The organism is Ilumatobacteraceae bacterium (genome assembly GCA_033344875.1).
Lineage (GTDB): Bacteria > Actinomycetota > Acidimicrobiia > Acidimicrobiales > Ilumatobacteraceae > Ilumatobacter.
In genome coordinates this window covers 2263020-2283176 of record JAWPMO010000001.1, presented here as the reverse complement: position 1 = coordinate 2283176, position 20157 = coordinate 2263020, and the positions used below count along the sequence as shown (strand labels likewise).

The 20157-nt window shown below is 68.4% G+C and carries 16 protein-coding genes; 6 read left to right on the top strand and 10 right to left on the bottom strand.

Annotated features, from left to right (window positions below):
• Positions 1–7: 7 nt before the first annotated feature.
• The 4 genes from R8G01_10790 to R8G01_10775 form a co-directional block, all read right to left on the bottom strand.
• On the bottom strand, positions 8–793 hold the full coding sequence (locus R8G01_10790; GenBank protein MDW3214476.1) for a L,D-transpeptidase: 786 nt from the start codon (positions 791–793) through the stop codon (positions 8–10).
• Positions 794–907: 114 nt separating this feature from the next.
• Positions 908–4084: a valine--tRNA ligase gene (locus R8G01_10785; protein ID MDW3214475.1), complete on the bottom strand. Its 3177-nt coding sequence runs from the start codon at positions 4082–4084 to the stop codon at positions 908–910.
• A 54-nt stretch (positions 4085–4138) separates the two neighbouring features.
• Entirely contained in the window at positions 4139–4978 is an 840-nt protein-coding gene (locus R8G01_10780; GenBank protein ID MDW3214474.1) for a DNA-formamidopyrimidine glycosylase family protein, read from the bottom strand.
• Positions 4979–4980: 2 nt separating this feature from the next.
• On the bottom strand, positions 4981–5388 hold the full coding sequence (locus R8G01_10775) for an SCP2 sterol-binding domain-containing protein (GenBank protein MDW3214473.1): 408 nt from the start codon (positions 5386–5388) through the stop codon (positions 4981–4983).
• A 19-nt stretch (positions 5389–5407) separates the two neighbouring features.
• Between R8G01_10775 and R8G01_10770 the strand changes: the two genes are divergently transcribed.
• Complete coding sequence (locus R8G01_10770) at positions 5408–6085, top strand: hypothetical protein (protein ID MDW3214472.1); 678 nt, start codon at positions 5408–5410, stop codon at positions 6083–6085.
• A gap of 7 nt (positions 6086–6092) precedes the next feature.
• Here R8G01_10770 and R8G01_10765 read toward each other — a convergent pair whose 3' ends face one another.
• On the bottom strand, positions 6093–7079 hold the full coding sequence (locus tag R8G01_10765) for a DUF4349 domain-containing protein (protein MDW3214471.1): 987 nt from the start codon (positions 7077–7079) through the stop codon (positions 6093–6095).
• 142 nt (positions 7080–7221) lie between these two features.
• On the opposite strand from R8G01_10765, the gene R8G01_10760 reads away from it, so the two are divergent.
• Positions 7222–8028, top strand: coding sequence for a DUF3097 family protein (locus R8G01_10760; protein MDW3214470.1), 807 nt, complete (start codon positions 7222–7224; stop codon positions 8026–8028).
• Positions 8029–8052: 24 nt separating this feature from the next.
• Here R8G01_10760 and R8G01_10755 read toward each other — a convergent pair whose 3' ends face one another.
• Positions 8053–9057 carry a diadenylate cyclase gene (locus R8G01_10755; GenBank protein ID MDW3214469.1) on the bottom strand — a complete coding sequence of 335 codons (1005 nt, stop codon included), beginning with the start codon at positions 9055–9057 and terminating at the stop codon, positions 8053–8055.
• A gap of 60 nt (positions 9058–9117) precedes the next feature.
• Positions 9118–9996, bottom strand: coding sequence for a ribokinase (locus R8G01_10750; protein MDW3214468.1), 879 nt, complete (start codon positions 9994–9996; stop codon positions 9118–9120).
• A gap of 193 nt (positions 9997–10189) precedes the next feature.
• Here R8G01_10750 and R8G01_10745 point away from each other — a divergent pair, with 193 nt between their 5' ends.
• Positions 10190–11443, top strand: coding sequence for a diguanylate cyclase (locus tag R8G01_10745; protein ID MDW3214467.1), 1254 nt, complete (start codon positions 10190–10192; stop codon positions 11441–11443).
• 148 nt (positions 11444–11591) lie between these two features.
• On the opposite strand, the gene R8G01_10740 is transcribed toward R8G01_10745, so the two are convergent.
• Positions 11592–13694 carry a sodium-translocating pyrophosphatase gene (locus R8G01_10740; GenBank protein MDW3214466.1) on the bottom strand — a complete coding sequence of 701 codons (2103 nt, stop codon included), beginning with the start codon at positions 13692–13694 and terminating at the stop codon, positions 11592–11594.
• A 176-nt stretch (positions 13695–13870) separates the two neighbouring features.
• Here R8G01_10740 and R8G01_10735 point away from each other — a divergent pair, with 176 nt between their 5' ends.
• Genes R8G01_10735 through R8G01_10725 form a run of 3 tightly spaced genes read left to right on the top strand, consistent with a single transcriptional unit; the run spans position 13871 to position 17476 of the window.
• Entirely contained in the window at positions 13871–14740 is an 870-nt protein-coding gene (locus R8G01_10735) for a succinate dehydrogenase cytochrome b subunit (GenBank protein MDW3214465.1), read from the top strand.
• A complete protein-coding gene (locus R8G01_10730; protein MDW3214464.1) occupies positions 14737–16659 on the top strand; it encodes a fumarate reductase/succinate dehydrogenase flavoprotein subunit in 1923 nt (640 codons plus the stop codon). The genes R8G01_10735 and R8G01_10730 overlap by 4 nt, the downstream gene beginning before the upstream one ends.
• 40 nt (positions 16660–16699) lie before the next feature.
• On the top strand, positions 16700–17476 hold the full coding sequence (locus tag R8G01_10725) for a succinate dehydrogenase/fumarate reductase iron-sulfur subunit (GenBank protein MDW3214463.1): 777 nt from the start codon (positions 16700–16702) through the stop codon (positions 17474–17476).
• Between the two features lie 33 nt (positions 17477–17509).
• Here the strand turns inward: R8G01_10725 and R8G01_10720 are convergent, their stop codons facing one another.
• Positions 17510–19090 carry an ATP-binding cassette domain-containing protein gene (locus R8G01_10720; GenBank protein MDW3214462.1) on the bottom strand — a complete coding sequence of 527 codons (1581 nt, stop codon included), beginning with the start codon at positions 19088–19090 and terminating at the stop codon, positions 17510–17512.
• Between the two features lie 126 nt (positions 19091–19216).
• Complete coding sequence (locus R8G01_10715; protein MDW3214461.1) at positions 19217–20149, bottom strand: dihydrodipicolinate synthase family protein; 933 nt, start codon at positions 20147–20149, stop codon at positions 19217–19219.
• Positions 20150–20157 lie beyond the last annotated feature (8 nt).

The window sequence follows — 20157 nt, the reverse complement described above, 5'->3', positions numbered from 1 at the left end:
TGGCAGATCAGCCGAGGACGACGACGCGGGTGCCGATCGGCGCCCAGTCCCAGATGAACGCGGCGTCGCTCGGGGCCTGGCGCACACAGCCGGCCGACAGGGCCTGACCGAGTTGGCTCAGCGACTGCAGCTTGTAGCCGGTGCGGGTGTCGGTCGGGATCTCGTGGAACCCGATGTTGTCGCCGCCCGGCCCCTTGGTGAACCGCACCATGAACTGCCAGCAGATGTGCGGGTTGTTGATGTTGCAGGTGTACCGGGAGCGGGAGAACACCTGGTAGGTGCCCGGCAGCGGTTGGTTCCAGGTGCGACGGCCCGACACGAGGTGCGTCTTGGAGACCGACCCGTCGCTCTCGACGGTCCAGACCCGCATGCGCGACTTGGAGTAGACGACGCGGCGTCCGGTCCCGGAGTTGGCGGGCAGCACCCACTCGGGGGGCAGGGTGGTCGTCGTCGTGGTCGGAGGCGGCGGCAGCGTGTCGGTGACCTGTGCGGCCGTGCCTCGACTCGGCGTGACGCGCTGCGGGGCGGCCGGGATCTCGACCACGAGCGGTGCGGGTGGTGTGGTCGTGGTCGTCGTGGTGCTCGTCGTGGTGGTGGTGGTGGTGGTCGTCGTCGGCGCCAGGGTCGTCGTCGTCGTGGCGGTGGTCGTGGTGGTCGACGACGCCGGCACGCTGGTCGTCGTGGTCGACCCGGAGTCGGGTGGTGGGACGGCGGCCGCGGCGGACGCGGTGGCCACGATCAGTGTCGCCCCGGCGACGGTGAGTGTCGCGAGCTGCCCCAGCCTTGATCGCATCATGAGAAGGCTAGCGGCGGGTTCGGGGAGAGTCGAACGGAAATTTGGCGGTCCACACCCGGTTCTTCGGCACGAAACGGCCGAAACGTGAGTGCCGCCGGCGGGCCGACGCGCTCAGCCGAGGTTGGTGAGCGCCGTCCGGGCGGCGGCAAGGTCGGCTTCGGCGGCGGCGAGCATCGTGCGGGTGTCGGCCACGATCTCGGGTTTCGCGTTGGCGAGGAACCCCTCGTTGGCGAGGCGGCCGTGGAAACCGGCGATCTGCTTGGTCTTGCCGTCGATGATCTTCTGGAGGCGGTCGCGTTCCTGGTCGAGATCGACGTCGTCGAGCAGTCCGCTGAGCAGGATCTCGGCGCCCTCGAACGTGATCGGGCTCGCGACCGTGGGTCGTTCGCCCGCGATGTCGACGAGTTCACCGACGCCGGCCAACACCTCGACCACGCCGTCGGCGCGTGCGATCAACGTCATCGTCTCGGACGGGGCGTGCACGGTGATCCGTTTGCGAGGCGGGATGCTCTGGGCGCCACGGACCGTCCTGATCGCACCGATCAACTGGTCGGCTCGCTGCCAGGTGTCGATCGCGCCGCTGTCGTCGAGCGCCGGGTCGACGACCGGCCAGGCTGCTCCGGCGAGCAGTTCGGACGGCGGCAGGGAGAGTCCGTCGACGTCGCCGCACCGCGCGGCGGTGACGTGGGGCCAGAGGGCCTCGGTGACGAAGGGGCAGACCGGGTGCATGATGCGCAGCACGGCGTCGAGCACCGAGACGAGCACCGCTTGCTGCTGGTGGTCGTCGTCGATCGTCGGCTTGACCATCTCGAGGTAGCGATCGCAGACGTCGTGCCAGACGAAGTCGTAGAGCGTGTCGGCGTATGCGTTGAACTGATAGTCGGCCAGCGCCGCCTCGAGACGGGAGACGGTGCGGGCGAGTCGAGCGACGATCCACCGGTCGGGGAACGGGCGCTCGGAGACGTCGACCGGGGTGGCGACCGGCTGGGCCGCGTCGACCCGCTTGAGCGCGAAGCGCGTGGCGTTCCACAGCTTGTTCGCGAAGTTGCGGCCGAGGTCGAACTTCGCGCTGGTGTTGAGCGCGAGCGGCATGTCGTCGGTCGGGGTGGCGGTTCCGGACGCGACGCCGTACGCGCTCACCATCCGCTTGGTCGGGTCGCCGGGTGAGGTCTGGATCGGGGCGGCGACGACGTGACCGGCGGGCGTCGTGATGAACTCGGGGGTGAACGCCTCGCCCGTGTGCGGGCACACCAGGTCGACCGGCATCCGGACGTCTTGCGTGTCGGTCGTCATCTGCACGAGCGTGAACCGCATCGCGTCCGCGCCGTGTCCCTCGATGATGTCGCGCGGGTCGACACCGTTGCCGAGGCTCTTCGACATCTTCTGGCCGTGGCCGTCCTGGATCATCGCGTGGATGAACACGTCGGCGAACGGCAGTTGGCCGTCGAGGAAGTAGCGGTTGAACATGACCATCCGACTCACCCAGAGCGTGATGATCTCGCGCGCCGTCGTGAGCAGCGACGTCGGGTTGAACGAGTCGAGGAGTCCGATGGTCTCGGGGTGGTCCTCCGGCCAGGGCCAGCCCATCGTCGACATCGGCCACAGCCCGGACGAGAACCACGTGTCGAGCACGTCTTCGTCGCGCACGAATCCGGCGCGCTCGAGCTCGGCGACCAGCTCGGCCTCGAGGAGGGTTTCGTCGGTCTCGAGACGGCGGAGCGTGGCCGGAGGCGGCACGCAGATCGCCTCTTCGATCTCGCCGGGGGTGACCCTGCGAACCAGGTGATGTGCGCCGGCTGCCGTCCACCGGCTCCGGATCAGCGCACCCTCGTCGACCTCGCGGTCGGCGAGCGCCTCGGTGACGGCGGCATCTGCGTCGGCGAGCGGCATCAGCCGCGTCCAGACCGGGATCTGGTGACCCCACCACAGCTGACGGCTGATGCACCAGTCGCGGATGTTGTCGTGCCACTGGTGGTAGGTCTTCGCGTAGCGCGGCGGGAAGATCTGGAGTTCGCCGTCACCGGGACGCTCTGACCGAGCGTCCACGTCGGCGGGCAGCGGCGGCGACTGGTCGGGGTCCTGGGCCCGCATCGCCGAACCACGCAGGCGGTCGTCGGTGACCGCGACGTACCACTGATCGCTGAGCCACGGCTCGATCGGCACGTGGCTGCGGTAGGAGTGGCCGACCGAGTGCGTGTAGTCACGAACGTTCTCGAGTAGCCCTCGTTCGCTGAACCACTCGACGATGCCGGCACGCGCCACTTCGCGCGACATCCCGACGAAGTTGCCCGCCTCGGCCGACACGTCGTTCCAGCCGTACTGGTCGGAGATCGCGCCGTCGGGGCCCATGACGTTGATGACGTCGAGGTCGTGTCGGAGGCCGATCTCCCAGTCGTTCGGATCGTGCGCCGGCGTGACCTTGAGGAACCCGGACGCGTACTGGGCCTTGGCGTCGGAACTCTCGGGATCGGCCATCACGACGTAGTCGTCGGCGACGATCGGGATCTCGCGACCGACGATCGGGAGGATCACGGTCTTGCCGACGAGTTCGTCGGCCCTCGGGTCGTTCGGGTTGACGGCGATGCCGGAGTCGCCGAGCATCGTCTCGGGGCGCGTCGTGGCGACGGTGATGTGCCCGGAGCCGTCGGCGAGCGGGTACCGCAGGTACCACATGTGACCGTCGACCTCCTGGTTCTCGACCTCGTCGTCGGACAGCGCCGTGCGGGTCGCCGGGTCCCAGTTGACGAGGCGCTTGCCGCGGTAGATCAGCCCGTCGCCGAAGAGCGTGAAGAACGCGTGGCGCACCGCGGTGGCGCACATCTCGTCCATCGTGAAGCGGGTGCGCTCGTAGTCGCACGAGGCGCCCATCGCGAGGAGTTGGTCGAGGATGATCCGCTCGTACTCGTCCTTCCACTCCTGGGTGCGGGCGACGAACGCCTGGCGTCCCATCTCGAGACGCTTGACGCCGTCGTTGAGGAGTCGCTTCTCGACGACCGACTGCGTGGCGATGCCGGCGTGGTCGGTGCCGGGCATCCAGAGTGTCTCGGCGCCGCGCATCCGGTGGTACCGGATCAGGACGTCTTGGAGGGTGTTGTTGAGTGCGTGGCCCAGGTGGAGCGCCGCCGTGACGTTCGGTGGCGGGATTACGATCGAATAGGTGGGCTGATCGTCGGCGACCGGCTCGGCGTGGAACACGTCGGACGCCGCCCATGCCGCCTTGACGGCGGGTTCGGCGTCGGCGGGGGAGTACGCCTTGGCGAGCTCGGGAAGTGAATCGGTGGCACTCATTCGGCCGCTCAGGCTAGTGCGAGCGAGTCGGATGCTCCTTGGCCGCCTCGGCGGCTATTTGAGGAACCTGCTGGTGGTGTTGTCGGCGAGCGCCTTGCCGTTGGTCTGGCACGTGGGGCAGTAGTTGACCGTGTAGCCGGAGTACTCGACGGCACGGATCTCGTCGCCGCACACCGGACACGGATCACCGGTCCGCCCGTGCACCGCGCTCGGCCGGTCCTTCGAGGCGCTCATGTCGGTGCGGCTGCGTTCGTACGCGAGGCCCTCGTCGATCGTGGCGCGAATCGCCTCGGCCACCTTCGTGGCGCCGTCGAGGCCGAGCTTGCCGGTCATGGCGAACGGGCTGATCTTCGCCCGATGGCAGATCTCGTTCGCGAGTCGACGTCCGATCCCGGCGATCGAACGCTGGTCACGTAGGAACCCGTGGATCCGCTGGTTCTTCTTCGCGAACAGTTCGGCCAACCGCTCGGGCGTCACCGTGTCGGCATCGGGGCCGAGGACGTCGAGCGGTGGCGTGTCGAGCGCCGAGTCGTGCGGCAGGCACCACACGCCCGCACGACGTTCGGTGCCCTGTTCCGTGAGCAGGAGCGCCGGGCCGTCGTCGAACACGAACCGGGCCTGGCCGCCGCGGGGTTTGGCCGACTGCTTCTCGTCGACGAGCAGACGGCCGCCCTGCATCAGATGGACGGCGAATTGCACCGACTCGAACTCGAGCAGGATGTACTTGCCGCGTCGACCGACGCCGAGCAGCGGTTGGCCGTACGCGTCGTCGGGGGGAGGAACCGCGGTGCGCAGCGCCGTGAATGTCAGCGGCCGGAACCGGACGAGGACGCGACCCGCGAACTGCTCGGCGAGTCGCTCGGCGTGCGCGTGGACCTCGGGCAGTTCTGGCATCGCTACTCGTAGGCGGTGCGCTCGCGGACGGTGGAGAAGACCTGGTCGAGCGCTGCGAAGACCGGTTGCGCGCCCATGAGCGCCTGCTGGTCGCCGAACAGTCGGATCCGGCCGTTGATGAACGCGTCCTGTGCATTGGACGCACCGGTCGCGACAGCGACGGCGGTGGCCCAGTCCTGTTCCATCTTGACGTCCTCGGGGTAGGCCGCGCCGGCGGCGAACGACGCGATGCCCTCGGCGATCTGCAGGTGGTAGGTGACGTCGCCCTCCGGGCCGTCGGTCACCACCTGGGTCACGCCGATCGTGTGATCCCTGGCCAGTTCGGCGAGGGTCTCGCTCTCGGCCACTTCGCGGGTGAGTTCACGGATCCAGGCCAGGCTGAGGTATCGCACGGTGCTGTCGTCGCTCATGAGACCCATAGTCTGCCCGATGATGACCCCGCCCATCACACCCCCGAGCGGCACCCGGTCGCTCGCCGACGAGCTCCCTCATGCCGACGCGACGGTCGACGAGTGGGTGTTCGCCGCGTGGGCGCCCGACGCATCGGTCGGCTTCGTCTCGGGCCACCGACTGCTCGGACGGGTCGCCTGGTACTGGTCGGCGGTGGTGCAGGACGGCTTCCCCGTCCTGCACCTGACCGAGTGGGAGGTCAAGGTGCGTGCCGACCCGTTCGTGGTGAAGGCGCCGGAGATGTGGGCCGAGCACCACTGTGTCTCGCCGATGCGGCAATGGTCGATCGGCAACGAGGCGCACGCCGCGGCGCTCGACGAGCCCGACGAAGCGCTCGGGCGCGGCTACGGCGTGCCGACGCCGATGGCGACCGACATCGAGTGGTACGCGATCGGTGGCGTGACCGGCATCGACGACGGCTACGAGCAGATCGGTGTCGCGCACGGCGAGATCGAGATGCTCGACCGAACGAACATCGAACTCGTCGAGGTGCCGGCACACCGATGGCGCCGTTGGACGACGGCCGACCGGCTCGGCCCGATCGAACTCGAGCCGGTCATCGCCCACACCGGTTTGCGGGCACCGTTCGCGTTCCCCGACGGTGCCACGTCGGATCTCGTCCTCACAGCCGACGGTTGGCGCTCGCGACGTCGCTGAGCCGGTCTCAGCCGATCGGCGTCCGCGTGTCGTCGATCGCCGGCTCCTCGACGGCCGGCTCCTCGACCGCCGATTCGTCGGTTGCCGGGTGCGATGCCGGCGGCCGGCGACCGTCGCGGCGCCGGATGATCGCCCAGGCGAGCAGTGCGAGCAGGAGGCCCGAGACCAGGAACGGCAGCGTGGCGGCCACGACGAAGCCGATGCCGAACAGCAGGGCCGTGAAGGCCTCCCAGCCGGACTCGAACGCGTCGCCGATGCCGTCGTTCGGCTCGGGTTCGACGGGTGGCTCAGGCACCGAGGCCGTCGGGATCACCTCGATCGTGATGGTCGACAACGCGACACGATCGGTCAGGTTGCGTTCCTGCGCCTCGAGTTGTTCGAGTTCGGTCTGGCGCCGCGTCAGCTCGGCCTCCAGGGTGACGAGCTCGTTCAGGTTCTCGGTGCGGTCCATGAACTCGCGCACGTTGGCCACGCTCTGACGTGCGTTCCGGATCCGGACGTCGAGGTTCACGAGTTGCTCGGTCACGTCCTGGGCGCTCTGGTTGATCGATTGCACGGTGCCGCTGTCGTCGAGGCCGGAGAGCAGTCGGTCGACCGACTCGGGCGGCACCTTCACGACGAGCACGGCGTATCCGTCCGAGCCGCCGACGGCGTCGTTGCCGTAGTTCACGTCCGACGAGGCGACACCGCCGCCCAGCGTCGCCGCCGAGGCCATGACCGACGCCACGGTGCGTTCGATGTCGTCGCTGCTCACGACCACGCGCATCTCGATGATGACGTCGCGGCCGACGACACCGATGTCGAACCCGCCCTCGCTCGGTCGATCGGCGGCGGCGCGGTCACCGCCGTCGTCGGATGCGATGAAGCCGTCGCCCCCGTCGCCCCCGTCGGCGGTGTCCGCCGCCGACATCGCCGCCGACGCGGGTTCGGCCGTATCGGCGGTCGCCGCGTCGTCGTCGCCACCGCAGGCTGCGAGCGCGAGCGCGCTCGCCACGATCAGGGCGGATCGTCCGCGTCGTGGTGTTCGTCGTGGTGTTCGTCGTGGTGTTCGTCGGATTCGTGATGTCGTCGTGCTCCCCATGTGGGTTGGACGTGCCGCGACGCACGCTGGTTCCCGTGGCACACTCGACGGTCGAATGAAGTACGAACAGGACATCCTCGTGGCCTTCGCCGAGTCGAAGCGTCCGACCTCCTACCCGTCGGTAGAAGTGGCGGTGGGGCTGGTCGTCGAAGACCGTGCGAGCGGTTTCTGCGGCGACGTGGTGAGGTGGAACCACGAGGCCGTCACGTTGCGGGATCGCAAACAGCACCTTCGCCACTTCACCTGGAAGGCCGGCGGGTTCCTGCTCGACGGCAAGCCGGTGACGCTCTCCCGTCCGGCGAAGCAGGCGACCGCGACCCAGCGCGTGACCGCGTCCGGTTCGATCGCCGGTGACCGCGGGCGGGTCGCACAGGTCGCCAAGGCGAGCCGGATCTGGGTCGAGGGCAAGCACGACGCCGAGTTGCTCGAACACGTGTGGGGCGACGATCTGCGCGAGTTGGGCATCGTCGTCGAACCGCTGCACGGCGCCGACGACCTCCGGTCGATGGTCGACGAGTTCGGTCCGGGCGGTCGGCGGCGGCTCGGTGTGTTGCTCGATCACCTCGTCGCCGGCTCCAAGGAGTCGCGCATCGCTGCCACCGTCGATCACCCCTCGGTCCTGATCACCGGCCATCCGTTCGTCGACGTCTGGGCCGGCATCCGCCCGAAGGTTGTGGGGCTCGATGCATGGCCCGACGTGCCGAAGGGGCAGCCGTGGAAGGAAGGGATGTGCCGGGCGCTCGGCGTGCCTTTCGAGGGGTTCTGGCCGCGGTTGCGCAACCAGGTGACGACGTATGCCGATCTCGAACCGGAACTGGTCGGCGCCGTCGAGCGCCTGATCGACTTCGTCGCCGAGGAGTAGCGCCCGTCGGCCAACCGCCCGTCGTCAGCCGATCTGTTCGGTTGCCGGGTCGGCCGCCGCGATGGCTCTGCCGGCGTGCATCAGGGTCACGGGGCCGTCCTCCGAGACGACGATCACGACCGCGTGCGGGTCGTCGTACGAGTAGCGAACGGCCGACGTGTGGCGCATGCCGCTCATCGCTGCGACGGCCGACTCGGCCTCGGGCGACGGTCCGAGCCGCATACCGAGCGCGACGAGGGCCGGTTCGTCGTCGAAGATCGCCGCCCCGTCGGTCTGGGAGAGCGCCTGGGCGATCGCTGCCTCTTCGCCGACGTGGTCGAGTCGGAGACGCGGCGCGTGGTGGACCAGCGCTTCGATCCCACGTGCCGGTGGCGGATGCTCGGTCGGCCGCCAGATCAGCGTGGCCCCGATCCGGCGTCCGCCGAGTTCGTGGATCGCGAATCGCAGCAGGGGTCGCACCCCGTCGATCGGCAGGTCGCCGGTCACCGTGGCGAGACGGTCGATCCAGGCGTCGACCGGCGCGTCGTGCTGCCAGGTGATGCCGTTCCAGCGGACGACGCCGTGCGGGCCGAACACCCGAACCTGGCCGCCGGGGTGTCGCTGGAGAATCAGCCCGCCCAACCGCGCCTGCAAGCCGACGAGGTCGTACTCATCGGCCATGTTGCGGCCGAAGCCGGCGATGTGGGTGATCGTGTCACCCGAACGCACGGCGAAGCTCGTCACGCCGTCGGCGAACCTCCTCGCGAACTGCACGTCGAGTTGAGCGACGTCGATGAGATCGATCGTGTCGGCCCCGATGCGATGGTCGCGGTCGAAGTTCGGGGTCATCGGCGGCATCAGGACCCCGTAGGTGGGCACCCGGCCCTCGTGCAGTTGGGGCCGAAGCGCATAGGCGAGTTCGACGAGCGCGCCGACCGGATCGGGTGCCCCGTCGAGTGCCGGGACGCCCTCGTCGAGCAGTTCGTCGGCGAGCCGCTGCAGCCGACCCGGGAGGACCGGGAGTTCGTGGCGTTCGGCGTCGGCGTGCACGGATCGACTGTACGACGACGACAGCGCCGGGTGCGGGCGCGTCCGGCGCCCCGGTCGCGGTCAGGTCGCCGGCGTGCGGGTGGCGGCCAGTGCCTCGATGTCGCTGCGGCGCGCCTGCGACGGCACCGCGCCGGGCTTCGTGGTCGCGAGCGCGCCGGCGGCTGCGGCGAACTGGACCGCGGCGAGCAGGGGATCGCCCGCGGCGAGCCGGCTGGCGAGGGCGCCACAGAAGGCGTCGCCGGCACCGGTCGTGTCGACCGGGTCGACCGGGAATGCGTCGAGATGGATCGAGGAGGGACGAGTGACGACGTCGACGCCGGCGCCGCCCCGTGTGACCACGATCTGCGAGACACCGTGGTCGAGCAACCGGTCGGTGCCACCGAGGAGGACGACCTCGTGCTCGTTCGGGACGACGATGTCGCACGAAGCGAGGAACTCAGCGGCGAGTTCGGCGGCCGGGGCCGGGTTCAGCACCGTGGTGGCGCCGCGGCCGCGGGCGAGTCGGAACGCGGCGGCGACGGTGCCGAGCGGGATCTCGAGCTGGGCGATCACGACCCGACCGACGGGGATGTCGCGCGGCGCCACCCGTGCGTTGGCGCCGGGGACGACGATGATCGAGTTCTCGCCCGCCTCGTCGACGGAGATGATCGCCCGGCCGGTCGGCTCGTCGTCGATCGTCACCAGGTGCGAGACGTCGATGCCCTCGTCGGTGGCGACCCCGCGCAGCAGCGCGCCGGCATGGTCGCCGCCGACGGCACCGACCAGCGCCACGCTCGCGCCCGCCCGGGCGGCGGCGACGGCCTGGTTGAGGCCCTTGCCGCCGGGGAACTCGGCGTACGAGCCGCCGATGACGGTCTCGCCGGGTCCCGGGAGCCGTTCCGTCCTGGTCACCAGGTCGAGATTGAGACTTCCGACGACGACCACATCGAATCCGCGCATGGTCGGCGAGCGTAGGCCGCGCGACGCAGCATCGAGAAGTGCTCCGACACCGACGATCTGGTCTCAACTCGCGGCTGCCGCCTTCCGATACGAAGTCATAGGTACTCCGACCGCCCACGAACTCCTGCCTCGACGATGGGCAGGCGAGAGCTCCGGTCCGGAGCGCGCCCTCGACGATGGTCGCCGCGACGACGTGGAGCGCGCCGCCCTCGGGCAGGGTGCCGGTGCCGCCGAGGCGATGCTCGACCTCCTGCCGGAGCTCGTGAACCGGTTTCGAGTCTCCGACCACGTGATCACGTACTGCAACGTGGCCTGGGCGGCGCTGTACGGCACGACGCCCGACCGCGCCGTCGGGACGAGCCTCGACTCGTACCTGTCGTCCGACGAGATGCTCGGGCTCCGATCGCAGCTCGCTCGGCTCGGTCCGAACAGCCCGCTGTTGACCGACACCGAACCTCGCGAGCGGCCCGGTGAAGTCGAACGCTGGATCGAATGGGCGGACCGATACCTGCACTCCGATCTCGAGCCGCAGGTGCTCTCGATCGGCCGCGACGTCACGGCCCGGCATCAGGCGGAGCTCAGCCTGGTCGAGAGCGAGGCGAGGTTCCGAGACCTGGCCGACAAGTCGTCCGACATCGTGTGGCGCATCAGCAACGACCCCGTCGTGCGGTTCGACTACCTGAGCCCCTCGGTCGAACACATCCTCGGGTACACGCCGGCCGAGCTGGTCGACGACTTCGCGCTGATCGATCGGATCACCGACGGACGAGCGATCGAGCTCGTCACCGCGGCCTCGCGAGGTGAGGCCGTTCCGAGTCGCGTCGACCTCCGGTTCCGTCACGCCGACGGCTCGATCGTGATCGGTGAGACCAGCATCCGGCCGATCCGCGACGGGATGCAGGGTGTGACCCGCGACGTGACCGAACTCCGTCGTCTCCAGGCGGCCACCGCCGAGTTGGCCGTCCGCGACCCGTTGACCGGCCTCGGGAACCGCCGCTGCTTCCACACGTTCCTCGACGCCGAGCTCGAACGCACCGCGCGCACGGGCGAGCCGCTCGCGGTCGCGTTCGTCGACCTCGACGGCCTCAAGCGGGTCAACGACCAGCTCGGCCACCGCGCCGGCGACACCGTCATCAAGGAAACGGGACGCCGTCTGCGCAGCGCGGTCGCGCACGCCGATCAGGTCGCGCGTCTCGGTGGCGACGAGTTCGCGATCGTCTACGAGCCGATGATGGTCGACTCGGCGGACCTGCTGCGCCGACTCGACGAAGCACTCGCCGTACCGATCGACGTCTCACCGGATCTCGCGGTCGACTGCACGGCCAGCATCGGGCAGGCCGACACGCGCGACGTCGGGCGTCGACCCGAGGATCTGTTGGCTGCCGCCGATGAAGCGATGTACGCCGTCAAGCGGTCGCGTCGCAGCGTGGTCCACCGAGGCGCCTGAGCCTCTTCGGTCGGCCGCGGTCGGCCCCGGCAGTACCGTCTTGCATATCGGCCGGTGTCGCCCGGACGAATTCCGACCCCGGACGCGAGCGAGCCCGGGCGCTCGGCCCGGGCTCGTTCGACACAACGGTGTTCGGATCAGTCGTGGATCACACGAAGGCGCTGGCGAACACCAGGCTGACGATCGTCATGACCTTCAGCAGGATGTTCATCGCCGGGCCGCTGGTGTCCTTGAACGGGTCACCGACGGTGTCGCCGACGACGGCGGCCTTGTGGGGGTCGCCGCCCTTGCCGCCGTGGGCGCCGGCCTCGATGTACTTCTTGGCGTTGTCCCAGGCGCCGCCGGCGTTCGCCATGAAGATGGCGAGGGCGAAGCCGGTGACGAGTGCACCGGCGAGCAGGCCGCCGAGCGCATCGACGCTGACGAAGCCGACCAGGAGCGGCACGACCACGGCGAGTGCGCCGGGGATGACCATCTCCTTGAGGGAGGCCTCCGTCGAGATCGCCACGCAGCGGGCGGAGTCGGGGATGACGCCCGGCTTGCCTTCGCGCAGGCCCGGGATCTCGCGGAACTGGCGGCGGACTTCCTCGATCATCTTCGTCGCCGCACGACCGACGGCGTCGATCGTGAGTGCGGCGAACAGGAACGGCAGCGCGGCACCGATGAACAGGCCGATGAAGACCTCGATGTCGCCGATGTTCAGGTTGAGCGCCTGCTCACCGTCGGAGGCGGTGAAGATCGCGAACTCGAAGCTCTTGAACAGGGCCAGCGCGGTGAGCGCAGCCGAACCGACGGCGAAGCCCTTGGCGACGGCGGCGGTCGTGTTGCCGAGCGAGTCGAGGGCGTCGGTGACTTCGCGCACCGACGGGTCGAGCTCGGCCATCTCGGCGATGCCGCCGGCGTTGTCGGCGATCGGGCCGTAGGCGTCGACCGACACGACCACACCGGTCGTGGCGAGCATGCCGATCGCGGCGACGGCGATGCCGTACAGACCGCCGAGCGTCGTTTCGTCGCCGAGGGTCTGCTGACCGCCCCAGTAGGCGATGCCGATGCCGATGAGGATCAGAGCGACCGAGGCGGCGACCGACACCATGCCGATGCTGATGCCCTTGAGCACGGTGGTGGCCGGGCCCGTCTCGGACTGCTGGGCGATCGTTTTGACCGGGTTGAAGTGGTCGGAGGTGTAGTACTCGGCGGTCTTGCCGAGTGCCCAGCCGACGATCAGGCCACCGATGACCGAGAGGGCGAGGCCCCACGGCTTGTCTTCCGGGAAGGCATCGCCACCGAAGATCCAGAACGAGCCGGCGAGCACGCCGACGACGGTGATGCCCATCGCCACGTTGGTGCCCATGTGGAGCGCCTTGCTCAGCGAGTGCGAGTCGGTCGAGTCGCCTCCCTTGACGAGGAACGAACCGATGATCGAGGCGATCATGCCGACGAACGCGACGAACATCGGGAACGCGAAGAACGGCAGGACATCGGCGTTGCCGGCCTGATCGGCGGTGATGGCGCCGGCGAAGGCGATCAACGAGATCGGGGCGATGATCGAGCCGGCGTACGACTCGAAGAGGTCGGCACCCATGCCGGCCACGTCGCCGACGTTGTCGCCCACGTTGTCGGCGATGGTCGCGGGGTTGCGGGGGTCGTCCTCGGGGATACCGGCTTCGACCTTGCCGACGAGGTCGGCGCCCACGTCAGCGGCCTTGGTGTAGATGCCGCCACCGACACGGGAGAACAGTGCGATCGTGGATGCGCCGAGGCCGTACGCCGTGACGATCTCGAAGGCCTGGTCGACCTCGAGCCAGGTGACGAAGACCATGTAGGTCAGCATCAGACCGAGCAGCGCGAGACCGGCGACGGAGAACCCCATCACGGCGCCGCCGCGGAATGCGACGGGCAGCGCCTTGGCCGGACCCTCCTTGGCAGCCTCGGTGGTGCGAGCGTTGGCCATCGTGGCGACGGTCATGCCGGCGTAGCCGGCACCCGCCGACAGCACGGCGCCCAGCAGGTACGTCACCGCGGCGAGCGGATCGATCACGATCGCGAGCAGGACGGCCATGAAGACGGCGAAGATGCCGACCCACTTGTACTCGGCCTGCAGGAACGCCTTCGCGCCCTTCTGGATCTCCGTCATCAAGAAGACCATCCGCTCGTCGCCGGGCGGTGCCTCCTCGACCTTTTTGTAGTAGTAGCCGGCGAGCACCAGCCCGGCAAGGGCTGAGAGCGCGGCGAGATACGGAATTGCTTCCACGGTTGCGTGCCTCCTGAGGCGTCAATACAAGTCGCACAATGATGGTCGGTCAGACCCCCACTCTCCAACCTGGGGTTTCAGCGCTCCGATCGTAGTCAGCGATGGACTCGCGTTCGTGGAGATGGGTGAACGTCGCGTTTCGGGGTGGTGTCGTGTCGGCGAGTAGCGTCGGCGGCATGGCACAGACCATCAACCGCAGTCGCGGCCCCGTGTCGGGTACCGCCGCCGGCAAGGGCGGCAAACGCAAGCCGTTCCTGCTCGACTTCTACTCGACCGCCCTCGGCAAGAAATACGTCATGGCGATCACCGGCATCATCGGGATCGGCTTCGTGATCGGCCACATGGTCGGCAACCTCAAGGCGTACATCGGCACCGTGACCGAGAACGGCCAGGAGGTGTACGACATCGACATCTACGGTGAGTTCCTCCGTGAGTTGCTCGTGCCGATCCTGCCGCACGGCGTGTTCCTGTGGATCATGCGGATCGCGCTGATCGCGGCGCTCCTGCTCCACATCCACGCCGCGTACACGCTGACCGTGATGAACCGCACGGCCCGCCCGGTCAAGTACCAGTCCGAGCGCGACTACCAGATCGCCAACTTCGCCAGCCGCACGATGCGCTGGACGGGTGTCATCGTCCTGCTGTTCATCTTGTGGCACCTCGCCGACCTGACCTGGGGCTGGGTCAACCCCGACTTCGAACACGGCATGGTGTACCGCAACCTCGACGCCAGCCTCAGCCGGGTGCCGGTGGCGATCCTCTACATCGTCGCCAACATCGCACTCGGCATCCACCTGTTCCACGGCACCTGGAGCCTGTTCCAGTCGATCGGCTGGAACAACCCCCGCTTCAACCAGTGGCGCAAGAGCATCGCCGCCGGAGTCGCCACGTTGATCGTCGTCGGCAACGTGTCGTTCCCGATCATGACCCTCGCCGGGGTGATCGACTTCGATCCCGACGTCACCACGGTGCACGAACTTCGGGAGATGGAGGAGATCGACGCCATGGGCACCACGACGATCATCGCGACGGAGGTCGACGCATGAGCATCACACTCGATTCCAAGATCCCCGACGGGCCGCTCGCCGACAAGTGGAGCAACTACATCGCCGGCCAGAAGCTGGTGAACCCCGCCAACAAGCGCAAGTTCAAGATCATCGTCGTCGGGACCGGTCTCGCCGGCGCCTCAGCGGCCGCGACGCTCGGCGAACTCGGTTACAACGTCGAGGCTTTCACGTTCCACGACTCGCCTCGGCGTGCGCACTCGATCGCGGCGCAGGGCGGCATCAACGCCGCGAAGAACTACCAGGGCGACGGCGACTCGGTCCACCGTCTCTTCTACGACACGGTCAAGGGCGGCGACTTCCGTGCCCGTGAGGCCAACGTGCACCGCCTCGCCGAGGTGTCGGTCAACATCATCGACCAGATGGTCGCCCAGGGTGTGCCGTTCGCTCGCGAGTACGGCGGCATGCTCTCCAACCGGTCGTTCGGTGGCGCCCAGGTCAGCCGTACGTTCTATGCGCGGGGCCAGACCGGCCAGCAGCTCCTGATCGGTGCGTACCAGCAGATGGCGCGCCAGGTCGGGCTCGGCAACGTCAAGCTCTGGAACCGCGTCGAGATGGTCGACGTCGTGAACATCGACGGTCGCTGCGCCGGCATCGTCACCCGCGACCTCCTGACCGGCGAGCTCAAGTCACACGCCGCTCACGCCGTGATCCTGGCGACCGGTGGGTACGGCAACGCGTTCTACCTGTCGACCAACGCCATGCAGTGCAACGTCACGGCGGCGTGGCGTGCACACCGACGGGGTGCCGCCTTCGCCAACCCGTGCTACACGCAGATCCACCCGACCTGCATCCCGCAGGCCGACGACTTCCAGTCGAAGCTGACGCTCATGTCCGAGTCGCTCCGCAACGACGGGCGCATCTGGGTGCCCAAGGACCCCGACGAGACGCGCCCGGCGGCACAGGTGCCGGAAGACGAGCGCGACTACTACCTCGAGCGGATCTACCCGAGCTTCGGCAACCTGGCCCCGCGCGACGTGTCGTCGCGGGCCGCCAAGCGCGCGGTCGATGCCGGCCAGGGTGTCGGCCCGTTGAAGAACGGCGTGTACCTCGACTTCGCCGCGGCGATCGAGCGGCTCGGCGCCGACGTCATCGGTGAGCGCTACGGCAACTTGTTCGACATGTACGAGCGGATCACCGGCGAGAACCCGTACGAGACGCCGATGCGGATCTACCCGGCCAGCCACTACACGATGGGCGGCCTCTGGGTCGACTACGAGCTGCAGACCACCGTTCCCGGACTGTTCTGCGCCGGCGAGGCGAACTTCTCCGATCACGGTGCCAACCGGCTCGGTGCGTCGGCCCTCATGCAGGGGCTGTCCGACGGCTACTTCGTGCTGCCGTACACGATCGCTCCCTACCTGTCGGAGTGGCTCAACAAGCCGATCCCCGACGAGTCGCACGAGGCGTTCGCGGCGGCCGAGGCCGAGGCGTCCGGCCGGTTCCAGAGCTACCTCGACATCGGTGGCACCCGCAGCCCCGACCACTTCCATCGCGAGCTCGGCAAGATCATCTGGGACTACTGCGGCATGGATCGCAACCAGGCCGGACTCGAGAAGGCGATGTCGGAGATCCCGGCGCTGCACGAGGAGTTCAAGAAGGACGTCAAGGTCACCGGCGATGCCACGAGCATCAACCAGACGCTCGAGAAGGTCGCCCGCATCGACGACTTCTTCGAGCTCGGCATGTTGATGTGCAAGGACGCCCTGGTCCGCGAGGAGAGCTGCGGCGGGCACTTCCGATCGGAGCACCAGACCGACGAGGGCGAGGCGTTGCGCGACGACGAGAACTTCGCCCACGTCACCGCCTGGGAGTGGAGCGGCGACATGGCCAATCCGATCGAGCACCGCGAGCAACTCGAGTACGACGTCGTGCAGTTCCAGACCCGGAGCTACAAGTGAACGCCGCGACGCAGACGGCCCCCCGGAGGAGCGACCAGTCATGAGCAACACGTTGACGCACATCACCCTGAAGATCTGGCGCCAGGCCGGCCCGGACTCGCCGGGCCAGTTCGAGCATCACGTCATCGAGAAGATCAGCGACGAGGCGTCCTTCCTCGAGATGCTCGACATCTTGAACGAGCAACTGATCGAGTCCGGACAGGAGGCGATCGTGTTCGACCACGACTGCCGCGAGGGCATCTGTGGCACCTGCTCGCTGATGATCGACGGTCTGGCCCACGGTCCGCAGAAGGGCACGGCCACGTGCCAGCTCCACATGCGGACCTTCAAGAGCGGCGACGTGATCACGATCGAGCCGTGGCGCGCCAGGGCGTTCCCGATCATCAAGGACCTCATGGTCGACCGGTCGCCGTTCGACCGCATCGTCGAGGTGGGCGGCTTCATCACCAGCGCCACCGGTGGTGCGCCCGACGCCAACCTGATCCCGGTCCCCAAGCCGGTCGCCGACGCGTCGATGGACGCGGCCGCGTGCATCGGCTGCGGTGCGTGCGTGGCGGCGTGCCCCAACGGTGCGGCCAACCTCTTCACCGGCGCCAAGCTCGCCCACCTCAACCTGCTCCCGCAGGGCCAGGCCGAGCGCTACCAGCGAGCCGAGGCGATGGTCGAGGAGATGGACGAGCACTTCGGCTCGTGCACGAACCACGGCGAGTGCGAGGCGGCGTGCCCGAAGGAGATCTCGATCGACGTGATCGCCCTCATGAACTCCGACTACCTGAAGTCGAAGTTCAAGAACCGCAAGTCGCTCAGCCGCACCTGACGAACGGAGCGAACCGGGTTCGCTCCGTTCGGGTCAGCGCCAGGCGGGTGGACATTCGGGGTGGTCGGTGACGGCGCAGTCGTCACCGAACACGACGAAACGGTCGAACCCGCGGAGGAACCAACGGTCGTGGGTGACCGCGATCACCGTGCCGTCGAACTGGGCGAGCCCGACCTCCAGCGCCTCGGCGGAGACGAGGTCGAGGTTGTCGGTCGGTTCGTCGAGCAGGAGCAACGTCGCGCCGCTGATCTCCAGCAGCAGGATCTGGAACCGCGCCTGCTGCCCGCCGCTCAGCGTCTCGAACGGCTGATGGGCGCACCCCTGGATCTCGTACCGCCGCAGCATGCCCATGGCGGGAGCGAGGACCACGTCGTGGTCGTGCAGGATCTCGACGAGCGTCCGGCCCACCCACTCGGGGTGCTCGTGGGTCTGGTGGAACAGGCCGGCGACGACGTTGGCGCCCAGCCGCCAGGTCCCCGCTGACTCGACCGTCGTGTCGCCGCCGAGCAGGCGCAGGAAGTGGCTCTTGCCGACGCCGTTGCCACCGAGCACGGCGACGCGTTCGCCGTACCAGAGTTCGAGATCGAACGGTTCGGTCAGACCGGCGACCTCCAACCCTTCGGCGATCACGGCTCGTTTGCCGGTCCGGGCGCCGCGGAGTTGCACGTCGATCTTCTGCTCGCGCATCTCCGGCGGCCGCTCGTTCTTCTCCAGGAACTGTCGGAGTTTCGACTCGGCGGCCTTGAGCTTCGGGGCGAAGGCCTCGCTGATCGAGGCCCGCTGGCGCATCAGCTTCACGTAGTCCTCGAGCCGCTGTTTCTCGTCGTCGAACAGTGCCGTGTCGTGCGCTCGCTTGGTCGCGTGCGCCTCCTTGGCCTCGGCGTAGCCGCCGAACCCGCCGCCGTGCGTCCACGCTCCCGACGCTTCGAGGGTGACGATCTTGGTGGCGCCCGCGGCCAGCAGTTCGCGGTCATGGCTCACGAACACGACCGTCTTGCGGGTGGCGATGAGCTGCTGTTCCAGCCATCGTTTGGCCGGGACGTCGAGGAAGTTGTCGGGCTCGTCGAGCACGAGGATGTCGGACTCGCCGCGCAGGAGGAACTCCAGCGCCAGCCGCTTCTGCTCGCCGCCGCTCAGGGTGCGGAGGGGCCGATCCGCCACCTGGGCGAGGTCGGCGCCGAGCGCTCGCCCGCAGGCTTCGTCCCACGCGACCTCGATGTCGTAGCCACCGACGTCGCCCCACGCCCCGAGCGCGGTCGCGTACTTCATCGGGTCGGCATCGAGCTGGGTGGTCGCGAACGCGAGCCGACGGTCGGCATCGACGATCCGTTCGGGGGAGAGCGAGACCAGCAACTCCCGCACGGTGTCGACGCCGTCGGCGTCGCCCATGCCGACGAGCTGGCGCATCACGCCGAGTCGCCCGTCGATCGAGACGGTGCCCGCCGTCGCCGCCTGCTCGCCGATCAGGATCCGGAGCAGCGACGACTTGCCCACGCCGTTGGCGCCGACGAGCGCGACCCGGTCGCCGTTGCCGACGGAGAACGAGATGTCACGGAACAGCTCGTCGCCGCTCGGGAGTTTCCACCCGAGCCCGGTCACCTGGATCGATCCCACGGCGGCTGATGCTAGGTGGCGTCCTCACGCGAGCAGCTGTGGGATAGCTCCCGGTCAGGTCGGGACGTGGGTGATCGCGGTGGAGTAGTGGTTGGTCTGGATCAGCTCGCCGGCCGTGAACTGACATCAGTCTCGGGTGTCGTCGACGACGATCGGTTGTTCGACCTCGTCGCGAAGCAATGCCATCAATCGAATCGCCTCATCGACCGTGTGTTGATCGGCAGCGTGGCCGGCCGGACCGCGCATGCGTGACGACCGAAAGACGCCCTGCGCCACGAGCAGGGTCTTTTCGACGAATACGTAACTGTCGAGGCTCGTCTGTAGCGCAATTAGCAGCGCAAGAGGACCGGCTATTCGGTAGGCCCGCGCATGGTCGCTGCGCTGAAGCGCCGCCCAGAGGTCGACGAGTGCCCACGCGACGTCGGACCCTGGCATCGTTCCGACGGCACCTCGACGGAAGCTGTCGATCAGGTGGAGTCCGCCTGTGCCTTCGAAGATGCGTGCCTTGCCGCCGGTTGCAGCGAGCAGCTGTGAGAGCAGTGGGCCGATCGGCGGTGCCTCGGGCTTGAACATGACCCGGTCTCCGAGATCACGGAACAATTGCGCTTGGACGTCGATCGGCAAGGCGGCACCGACGTACCCGCTGGCGTCTTGGACCACGATCGGGATTGAAACCGCTTCGGCGACCGCAGTGAAGTACCCGGTGAGGCCCGTTCTGTCGAGCCGGGTGAGCATCGGTGGGGCGACCATCAGGCCCGTTGCACCTGCGTCCGCGGCAACGCGAGCGTGCCGAACCGCCGCGGACGTGGCTTCGGCCCCGACGCTGATCACAACAGCGCCGCGACCCGCGGCCGCCTTGCAGATCACAGGAGTCAGATCGTCGCGTTCGTCGGCGGTCATCCGGAGCACTTCCGACACCATCCCGGTCACGACGCCGTCGACTCCATGGTCGAACAACCAGTCGATCTCGTCACGCAGGACCGCGACATCCGCCTGATCGTTGTCGTCGAACGGCATTTGTAGAACGGGGAGCACCCCGCGCATTTCGGGTGTGGTCATCGGTCCTC

Coding starts and splice junctions, on each gene's coding strand:
- R8G01_10715 (MDW3214461.1), bottom strand. CDS start 20,149: ATGACCACACCCGAAATGCGCGGGGTGCTCCCCGTTCTACAAATGCCG.
- R8G01_10735 (MDW3214465.1), top strand. CDS start 13,871: ATGGCACAGACCATCAACCGCAGTCGCGGCCCCGTGTCGGGTACCGCC.
- R8G01_10760 (MDW3214470.1), top strand. CDS start 7,222: ATGAAGTACGAACAGGACATCCTCGTGGCCTTCGCCGAGTCGAAGCGT.
- R8G01_10725 (MDW3214463.1), top strand. CDS start 16,700: ATGAGCAACACGTTGACGCACATCACCCTGAAGATCTGGCGCCAGGCC.
- R8G01_10750 (MDW3214468.1), bottom strand. CDS start 9,996: ATGCGCGGATTCGATGTGGTCGTCGTCGGAAGTCTCAATCTCGACCTG.
- R8G01_10775 (MDW3214473.1), bottom strand. CDS start 5,388: ATGAGCGACGACAGCACCGTGCGATACCTCAGCCTGGCCTGGATCCGT.
- R8G01_10770 (MDW3214472.1), top strand. CDS start 5,408: ATGATGACCCCGCCCATCACACCCCCGAGCGGCACCCGGTCGCTCGCC.
- R8G01_10780 (MDW3214474.1), bottom strand. CDS start 4,978: ATGCCAGAACTGCCCGAGGTCCACGCGCACGCCGAGCGACTCGCCGAG.
- R8G01_10790 (MDW3214476.1), bottom strand. CDS start 793: ATGCGATCAAGGCTGGGGCAGCTCGCGACACTCACCGTCGCCGGGGCG.
- R8G01_10730 (MDW3214464.1), top strand. CDS start 14,737: ATGAGCATCACACTCGATTCCAAGATCCCCGACGGGCCGCTCGCCGAC.
- R8G01_10785 (MDW3214475.1), bottom strand. CDS start 4,084: ATGAGTGCCACCGATTCACTTCCCGAGCTCGCCAAGGCGTACTCCCCC.